The organism is Silvanigrella sp., assembly GCF_044369315.1.
In the GTDB taxonomy this organism is placed as follows: Bacteria; Bdellovibrionota_B; Oligoflexia; order Silvanigrellales; family Silvanigrellaceae; genus Silvanigrella.
Map to the genome: position 1 here is coordinate 1 of NZ_JBIPMD010000164.1, position 7747 is coordinate 7747.

General features: G+C 32.6%; 7 protein-coding genes and 2 tRNA genes. 1 reads left to right on the top strand and 8 read right to left on the bottom strand.

The window, feature by feature from the left end:
- Window positions 1–212 precede the first annotated feature (212 nt).
- The 4 genes from ACIQ56_RS12215 to ACIQ56_RS12230 are packed head-to-tail and all read right to left on the bottom strand — an operon-like array spanning window position 213 to window position 4422.
- A complete protein-coding gene (locus ACIQ56_RS12215) occupies window positions 213–1520 on the bottom strand; it encodes a hemolysin family protein (RefSeq protein ID WP_397601340.1) in 1308 nt (435 codons plus the stop codon).
- A gap of 12 nt (window positions 1521–1532) precedes the next feature.
- Complete coding sequence (ybeY, locus tag ACIQ56_RS12220) at window positions 1533–2099, bottom strand: rRNA maturation RNase YbeY (protein WP_397601341.1); 567 nt, start codon at window positions 2097–2099, stop codon at window positions 1533–1535.
- A 36-nt stretch (window positions 2100–2135) separates the two neighbouring features.
- Window positions 2136–3599: a PQQ-binding-like beta-propeller repeat protein gene (locus ACIQ56_RS12225; protein WP_397601342.1), complete on the bottom strand. Its 1464-nt coding sequence runs from the start codon at window positions 3597–3599 to the stop codon at window positions 2136–2138.
- Window positions 3600–3624: 25 nt separating this feature from the next.
- The gene (locus ACIQ56_RS12230; RefSeq protein WP_397601343.1) at window positions 3625–4422 is read right to left on the bottom strand and encodes a tetratricopeptide repeat protein; all 798 of its coding nucleotides are present in this window, start codon (window positions 4420–4422) and stop codon (window positions 3625–3627) included.
- Between the two features lie 272 nt (window positions 4423–4694).
- Here ACIQ56_RS12230 and csrA point away from each other — a divergent pair, with 272 nt between their 5' ends.
- On the top strand, window positions 4695–5003 hold the full coding sequence (gene csrA, locus ACIQ56_RS12235; protein ID WP_397601344.1) for a carbon storage regulator CsrA: 309 nt from the start codon (window positions 4695–4697) through the stop codon (window positions 5001–5003).
- 9 nt (window positions 5004–5012) lie between these two features.
- Here the strand turns inward: csrA and murA are convergent, their stop codons facing one another.
- The 4 genes from murA to ACIQ56_RS12255 form a co-directional block, all read right to left on the bottom strand.
- Window positions 5013–6353 carry a UDP-N-acetylglucosamine 1-carboxyvinyltransferase gene (murA, locus tag ACIQ56_RS12240; protein WP_397601345.1) on the bottom strand — a complete coding sequence of 447 codons (1341 nt, stop codon included), beginning with the start codon at window positions 6351–6353 and terminating at the stop codon, window positions 5013–5015.
- Between the two features lie 200 nt (window positions 6354–6553).
- A tRNA-Val gene (locus ACIQ56_RS12245) sits at window positions 6554–6630 on the bottom strand.
- Between the two features lie 48 nt (window positions 6631–6678).
- Window positions 6679–6755, bottom strand: a tRNA-Val gene (locus tag ACIQ56_RS12250).
- A 10-nt stretch (window positions 6756–6765) separates the two neighbouring features.
- Window positions 6766–7491 carry an amidohydrolase family protein gene (locus ACIQ56_RS12255; protein WP_397601346.1) on the bottom strand — a complete coding sequence of 242 codons (726 nt, stop codon included), beginning with the start codon at window positions 7489–7491 and terminating at the stop codon, window positions 6766–6768.
- Window positions 7492–7747 lie beyond the last annotated feature (256 nt).

The following is a 7747-nucleotide window of genomic DNA, read 5'->3' on the forward strand; positions in this document are numbered from 1 at the left end:
TATGCTTTGTAAAAATCACTTATTGGGAGGACACAGTCTATTTTCCATCTCCATTTAAATCTCCTCCTCAAAAGGAGATTTAATTCTGGATTTATGCTTTGTAAAAATCACTTATTGGGAGGACACATGGAGCAGGTGTTGCAAAAGCATTAGGATTGTTTATTTAAAGGAAAAGGGGATAATTTAAAATTAAGATTTTTTATTTAATATTCTTAATTTTCTGAGGTATTCAAACGAACAACAACTCTTCTTACTCGGCGTTTACTTACCTCAACAATTTCCATAATAACATTATTAATTGTTAACTTATCACCCGATTTTGGAATTTGTCCAAAATGATGAAGAATTAAACCTGCAAGAGTATCAAATTCATTTGTTTCAATTCCCTTTGTGAGTTCATCTACTTTTAAATCAAAGAAATCGCAAAAATCATCAATGTGAATTTTACATTCCACTAAATATTGATTTGCAACTTGTGTAGGACGAATGGCATCTTCTTCGTTGTCATATTCATCTCTTACTTCGCCAACAATCTCTTCAAATATATCTTCCATGGTAACAATACCACTTGTGCCACCATATTCGTCTAAAACAATGGCCATATGCTGTTTGTGTCTTTTCATTTCTTGAAAAAGATGATCAACAGGTTTTGTTTCAGGAATAAACATAACTTCTCTTCTAATTTCAGAAACAGTAGATTCGTAACAAACAGGATCTCCTTGATGTTTCTTTAAGAAAAAAAGAGCATCTTTGGCATGAATTGTTCCTATGATATTATCAATTTTATCTTCATAAACAGGAATTCGAGAAAGTCCTGTTTCTCTAAATTTTTCAACGGCATCTACAATTTTCATAGATTGAGATACGGCTGTTAAGTCAATGCGATGCACCATAATTTCACGAACAACGGTATCACCTAGTTCAAATATACCAGAAAGCATATCGTGTTTTTGTTCAGCAATGACACCTTCTTTTTCTCCAACGTTAATTAAAAACTCAAGCTCTTCTTCCGTAATTTGTGGGTCTTTATTTGGGTTTTTATTTGAGCGGCTGATAAAAGAGGTTATGTAATTGCTTAGTGCAGTCATTGCAATAGAAAAGGGAAGTAAAATATAATAAAAAAACTTATAAACATTTAAAATTGGAATAATAATTTTAACAGCATGTGTTTTTCCAAATGTTTTAGGAATAATTTCTGCAAATAAAACAATAATTATTGTCATCATTCCTGTAACAAGTAATATAGGTGTGTTGCCAAAATGTGTTCTAATAATGTCATCAACAAATATAGAAGCAAAAATATTAGCTAGATTATTTCCAATTAAAAGAGATGCTAAGACACGGGAAGGGTTATTTAACCATAAATTTAAAACTTGAGCCGATTTTTTACCTGATTCACATAAATGTTTCGCCTTAAGATTTGATATGCTTGTAGCAGCTGTTTCTGTCATTGAAAAAAATGCAGAAATGCATAAACTTATTATAACGATACCGATACCAGCAACCAAACTTTCTACCATTAATAAAATCCTTTATTTGCTTGAAAGAATTGCTTTGCACCAATTCGCTTTGCCCATTTCTTTTTGAAGTTCATGATGCAAACTTTGTTCTAAAAGTGTCATAACCTTCCAAGCGCTTTTGTTACGTTCGTGATCGAAGCCTTTTAAATGAACAATGCCGTGAATAATCATTTTTTCAAGTTCTTGTGAAATAGTTACCCGAGCTTTCTTAGCTTGATTATAACAAACGGGGAGACATATTAAAATATCTCCTAAATAAGAATATTCAGACTCATTTGGTAAATCATCGGAATATGGAAAACTTAAAACATCGGTTGGATAATTTTTACCTCTAAAGTATGTGTTGCTTGAAAGCATTTCATTTTCATCACAAATTCGAATGCCAATTTCTGTTGAAAAGTCACACATAAGAGATAATATGAATTGAATTCTTTTTTTTAATTCTGCAATTTTTGCCGAAATAATTATTTTTTCATTTGTTATTTCAAAGCTAGAGTTTTTTAATTTTTTAATATTGTTAAATTTTTTTGATGATAATGCGACACTCGAAATTAATTTTATTTTTTTATCTTTTTTCATTTCCACGTTCTTAATAAATTGATTAAAGTAAAAATGTTATTTTACTTTAGCATAGAAACAACGAAATCCATTTTGTGAAAAACTAATACAAGCATCTGCTTTGTCATAGCCTGCAAAAAACTCACCATTTGTTTCACCAATAGGGAGATTTTGGGACAATATTTTTCCGTTATTAGGATCTACCATAAATATTTGCCCTCTTGAAGAGGCAGCTAAAATAACATTTTTCTTAGTGACAAATAGACTCATAATAGGAGAAAGATCGTATGTTAAATTGGTAGACCATAAAACTTCTCCTGTTTCTTTATTTAAACTTACTAATTTTCCATTTGAAGAACCAATTATAACGCTATTTTGATATTTCTTTGGCTGTGCAACACTTCCTATTGGATAGCTCCAAATAGCAGACTTTGAATCTAATGATATATTTTGAGTCATGCTTTCTGTATTTGAAACAATGATATTTCTATCAATAACTAAAGGAGTTGCAACAATGGAGTTAAATTTGTCTGGACCAGCTGGAAGTTGACTGGATTCTCTTTGGGAATCAGTCGCTTCTTGAACTTGCCAAGACCATTCAATGCTTCCTGTTTTTGGATTTAAAATAAGAATAGCTCCTAAATTTGTTCCAACTATGATTTCTTTTGGAGTGCTTGCTAAAGCATTTGAAGCAAGTCTTAAATTTGCATCCGGGGCAAGACGAACGGCCCAAGAAAGTTTTCCTGTTTCCCAATTAAAGGCTTGTATGTATTCATTTGCTGAAAAAATATAAATAATTCCATTTTGAACAAGCGGAGTGCCAACAAATTTGGAAGAATTTGAAAAAACCCATTTCATACCTGGCGAAAGTAACAATGTTTCTTTAATTAATTCTTGATAATTTAAACTATTTGCAGCTCCAGATTGATCTTTATATATTGGTTTGGGCCTAAAAATAGCCATATATTTTCTTGAATATGTACCCCATAAAGAAGTATTTTCAGAGCCTAAAAAAGGCAAATAACTATTATAAGTATTTGCTTCAACTTTTAAAAGATATCCTTTATTTGTTCCAATTAACCAATGATTGTCATAAAAAATAGGAGTAGAAGATACCGAGCCCGGAATCGGGTAACTTTGTAAATACTGACCACTTCTGTTTAAATCAAAACAATTTATTGTATTGGTCTCTGGAGAAGCGCCACATACGGGTCTTGGCATGATTGGTATTTTTGATTTATTAACAAAAGATTTTTTAGAATTTTCATCTTTTATTTTTTTTTGCATTTCTAAAGTAAATGAATTGTCGGAAGTTAATCCCCCAAATTGGGAAAATGTTTTTTGATAAGGGATAACAACGGTGGGGCGCGTCGAAAAAGATCCAACAGGCCCAGGAGAATAAGCTCCAACAACTTCAAGAATTTCGGGACGTGAAGTAACAAGCTTTATTTCAGCAAATGGAAAAGAAGAAACAGAGTATCCTAAAGAAAAAAGACAACAGGTAAATTTAGATAAATTCATTTAGAAGATTTCCTAATAATATTAATTATGATTCTAAATAATTTAGCCATATTTTTGCCTGTTGCTGAATATCAGAGGCTTGTGAAGCTGAATTAGAATTAGAATCACTTGATGATATAATTTGATTTAATACTTTAAGAGCTTCTTCTTTATTTCCAGAAAGAAATAATATTTGAGCTCTTAATAAACGGGCATGATTAGGAAGCGGATTTTGTGGGATTTCTTCAACAATTTTTAATTCATCTAGAGCTTTTTTCTCATTTTTTTCAGAAGCATAAATTCCTGAAAGAGTAGTTCTTATTTGAACTTGAAGAATGGGATATTTTCCAGTATTAACAACAATAGGCTCTAAAATTTCTTTTGCTTTATCATTTAATCCTTTTGAAATATAATAAGAAGCAGCTTTTATTGCAGCCTGCCAGCCGATTGCTTCTGAGTCATATTTTTTAGAAAATTGAGAAAATTGTTCCATACTTTTTGTGTAATCGGGAGAGAAGTCTTTAGGAGCATTTCCTTTAAACAATTCAAGTTTCTTTTGATAATCAAGACTTTCTTTATTAAAAACCTCTTCAATTAATGAATATTCTTTTGATAGTTTTTGATTTTTAGAAGTCATTGCTTGATTATAAATTAAAAAGCCTAAACCTACGATTGCTACAGAAGCAATTAAGCCAATTAAAGTCCATTTGCTTCTTTGTGCTATTTTAATTGCTTTGTAAGATGTTTCTTCAAATAAAGTATTTTCTGAACTTCTTTTAGGATTTATAATATTTGATTTTGATGCATCATTATCTAGTGCAAGATTTCGTAACAAACGAATCACCTTAAGACTCCTGCTTCAGGAAAAAATATGAATTAACCTGAAAAAAAATGATTTCCAGGCATTGTCCCTGTAATTAGTATCACAGATATTCTAATTTGTAAGTCTTTCTCCAATTTCAAACTAAATAGTATAGACTTTATTTTCATTGCGACAAAACTTTAGCACACGGCTTTTATTTTGATATACCATAATGTAGGAATTAGCTATAATGGGTTTATAAATTCAAACAAGTCTCTTGGTTAGAGCTTGGCTGGCCATGGAGGGTCTGCATCGTGTTGGTTTTAACGCGTAAAGTTGGCGACGTTATTGCAATTGGCGATAATATTAAAATTATTGTTATGGCAATTAAAGGAAAACAGGTTCGCTTAGGCATTGAAGCGGACAGATCTACTGTTGTGCATAGGGAAGAAATTTATCAAAAGATAAAACAGGAAACAAATGCAGCCTCGCAAGCATCTGTTGACTCCACTACTGTTGCAAAAGAACTTTTACAAGGAAAACAACCTACAGATGAGACCGTTCCAAAAGAGAAAAAAGGTATTAAAATAATAAAAAGAAATTCAAATCCAGAAAAAAAATAATATAAATATTTATATTTGTCCTTTAATGATTGATACATCTCCACCCATTTGAGTTAGTTTTTCAACAATATTATCATACTTTCTTTGTAATTCATGTATATTTGATAATAATGTTGTTCCTGATGCAACAAGTCCTGCAATAACTAAACACATTCCAGCACGTATATCTGTTGGCATTTTAAAGTTACCTCCAACTAAATTAGTTGGTCCATGAATAATAGCGGAGTGAATATGATTTTTATTTTTAAATCGGCAAGGAGCTTCACCGAGACATGTGGAAAATAAATTAATATTTGCGCCCATGCTATTTAAGTAACGCGTATAACTAAGCCTGTCCTCAAAAATAGTTTCATGTAAAATGCTAATGCCATCAGCCTGTGTAAATAAAATCATAAAAGGTTGTTGCCAGTCCGTCATAAAGCCAGGATGTACCTCGACTTCAATATGGCTGTGTTTGAGTCTTTTTCCTTTTGGACTGGATACGTAAATTCCTTCTGAGTTTACTCTAAATTCTGCACCCATTCTTTGGATGTAATTTAGAAAACTATATAAAGGATCATGCGGAATTTTTTCTAATAAAACATTTCCGCCAGTAGCCAAGGCTGCGCAGGCAAAACTAACAGCCTGGTTTCTGTCGGGCATAACTCGAAGTTCGCAGCCTTTTAAGCGAGGAACTCCTCGAATTACATAAGTTCTATTTGCATTTATTGTGATATCTGCACCCATTTTTTGTAACATTTTTACGAGCTCTGTTACTTCGGGTTCAATAGCTGCATTTTCGATAATGGTTCGGCCTTTTGCTAGCGTTGCTGCAATGATTAGATTTTCAGTAGTCATAACACTTGGAAAGGGTAAAATGATGTGGGCTCCTTGAAGGCCCTGTCCATCAACAAAAATATCATAAAGATCGCCATCTAATTCAACATGAGCACCCATTTCTTGAAGACCTTTGATATGAAAATCAACGGGCCTTTTCCCTATTTTATCGCCACCAAGGGTGCCGTAAATATAAGCGCTGCCGAATCGATGTAACAAAGCGCCAACTGCTAAAATGGAAATTCTATTTTTTTGACAAATTTCGCGTGATATGGAGTTTTTGGTGATACCGTTAGCGCATAATCTAACAGTATGTTCATCAACGTATTCAACTTCTCCTCCAAGATGGGCAAATAACTCTTCAGCAATTTTTCTTTCATTAACTGCAGGAGCATTTTTAATTAAAACATGCTCATTCGTTAATAAAGAAGCAATAATGCATTTTGTTACCTGATTACTGCTGCCTGCAATAGATACCTTACCGCCAGCAAGCTTTTGGCCGCCATTTATTTTTAAGAGTTGTTCCGTTGTCATAAAATTCCTTATTTTTCATACAAAAAAACTTTTCAATTTTCTGTTTTCTTTTATCGGTAAGGAGAAAAAATTCCTATAAAAATAGCTAAAATCTATTTTTGAATGTCTCCCTAGGATATTTTATAATAGGTAAAACAAAAAGCAGAAAGCGGAACTGAAATATTTATTTTTATAAGATTAATTATGAATTAAAAATAGGATGGTGGGTGCTTAGGGACTCGAACCCCAGACCCTCGCCTTGTAAGGGCGACGCTCTAACCAACTGAGCTAAGCACCCTCAAATTGGATTTCATTTTAACTTTTGTTTCTTGGGAAAACCATAAAATGGTGGGTGCTTAGGGACTCGAACCCCAGACCCTCGCCTTGTAAGGGCGACGCTCTAACCAACTGAGCTAAGCACCCGCAAGTAACATCAAGTTAGGTTTATTTCAGTATGCGACCTACCAAGTAATGTCAATAAGGTTTCTTGGTTTTTTTTAAACCTCTGAATATGAAAGCCTAATTTTTCTTTGATTCGCAGATCTTTTAAAAAAGGATTTTTAATAGAGGAGATTTCTTTATAAGAAGAAAGCCCAATTTTATCAATAAGAAATACAGGAAAAGAAGGGACAGGCCAATCGGTGGCAAACAGAAGGCGATCTCCCAAAATACCTGTTTGAGATTTTTCAAAGAGCTTTAAGGACGCCCTAGCCCGAGTCGGGTTAAACAAACCGGAAGTGTCTAAAAAAAAGTTTTCATACTGAGAAGCAAGCTCTTCGGCCTCATGCATTTGTGATGGGGTACCAGCATGGGCTGCAATAACAACAACACCAATGTCTAATGCTTTTTTTAATTTTAAAATATGATTGTTTTTTAGCCAACCTTTTTTAGGTTCAGCAAATGTATATTCATTATCTGTATGACTTAAAAGAGGAATTTTATAATGTTTTAGAGCTTCATAAAAGGGAACACATAATTTATTTTCTGGGTCAATACCCATCATGGATGGTAACCATTTAATTAAAAATGCTTTATTTTTTAAACATGTTTCTAATTCTTGAATTGCATCTTTTCGATAAGGGTGAATAGAAGCTCCGTGTAATAAAGTTTTAGGAAATTGTTTTACAGCATGAGCTCCCCATGTATTTGGAATATACATTTGAATAAATTCAGGAATTAATTTACCGGATTCATCATAAATTGCATCTAAACACAGAGTAACAGCTTTGTTAACTTGTTTTGATTCTTCAATTAAATTCGATATTCGTTTAATCCAAATAAGATCGATATGTGTCCTACCAATAAGTGCATTTTACAAACAAAATGAATGCTAGTAAATTTTTTATAGAGAGTGGTTTTTGATTTTGTTGATGGTATCGAGATAATTCCAAGGCAACCAATCTTTTGGGTTTTGT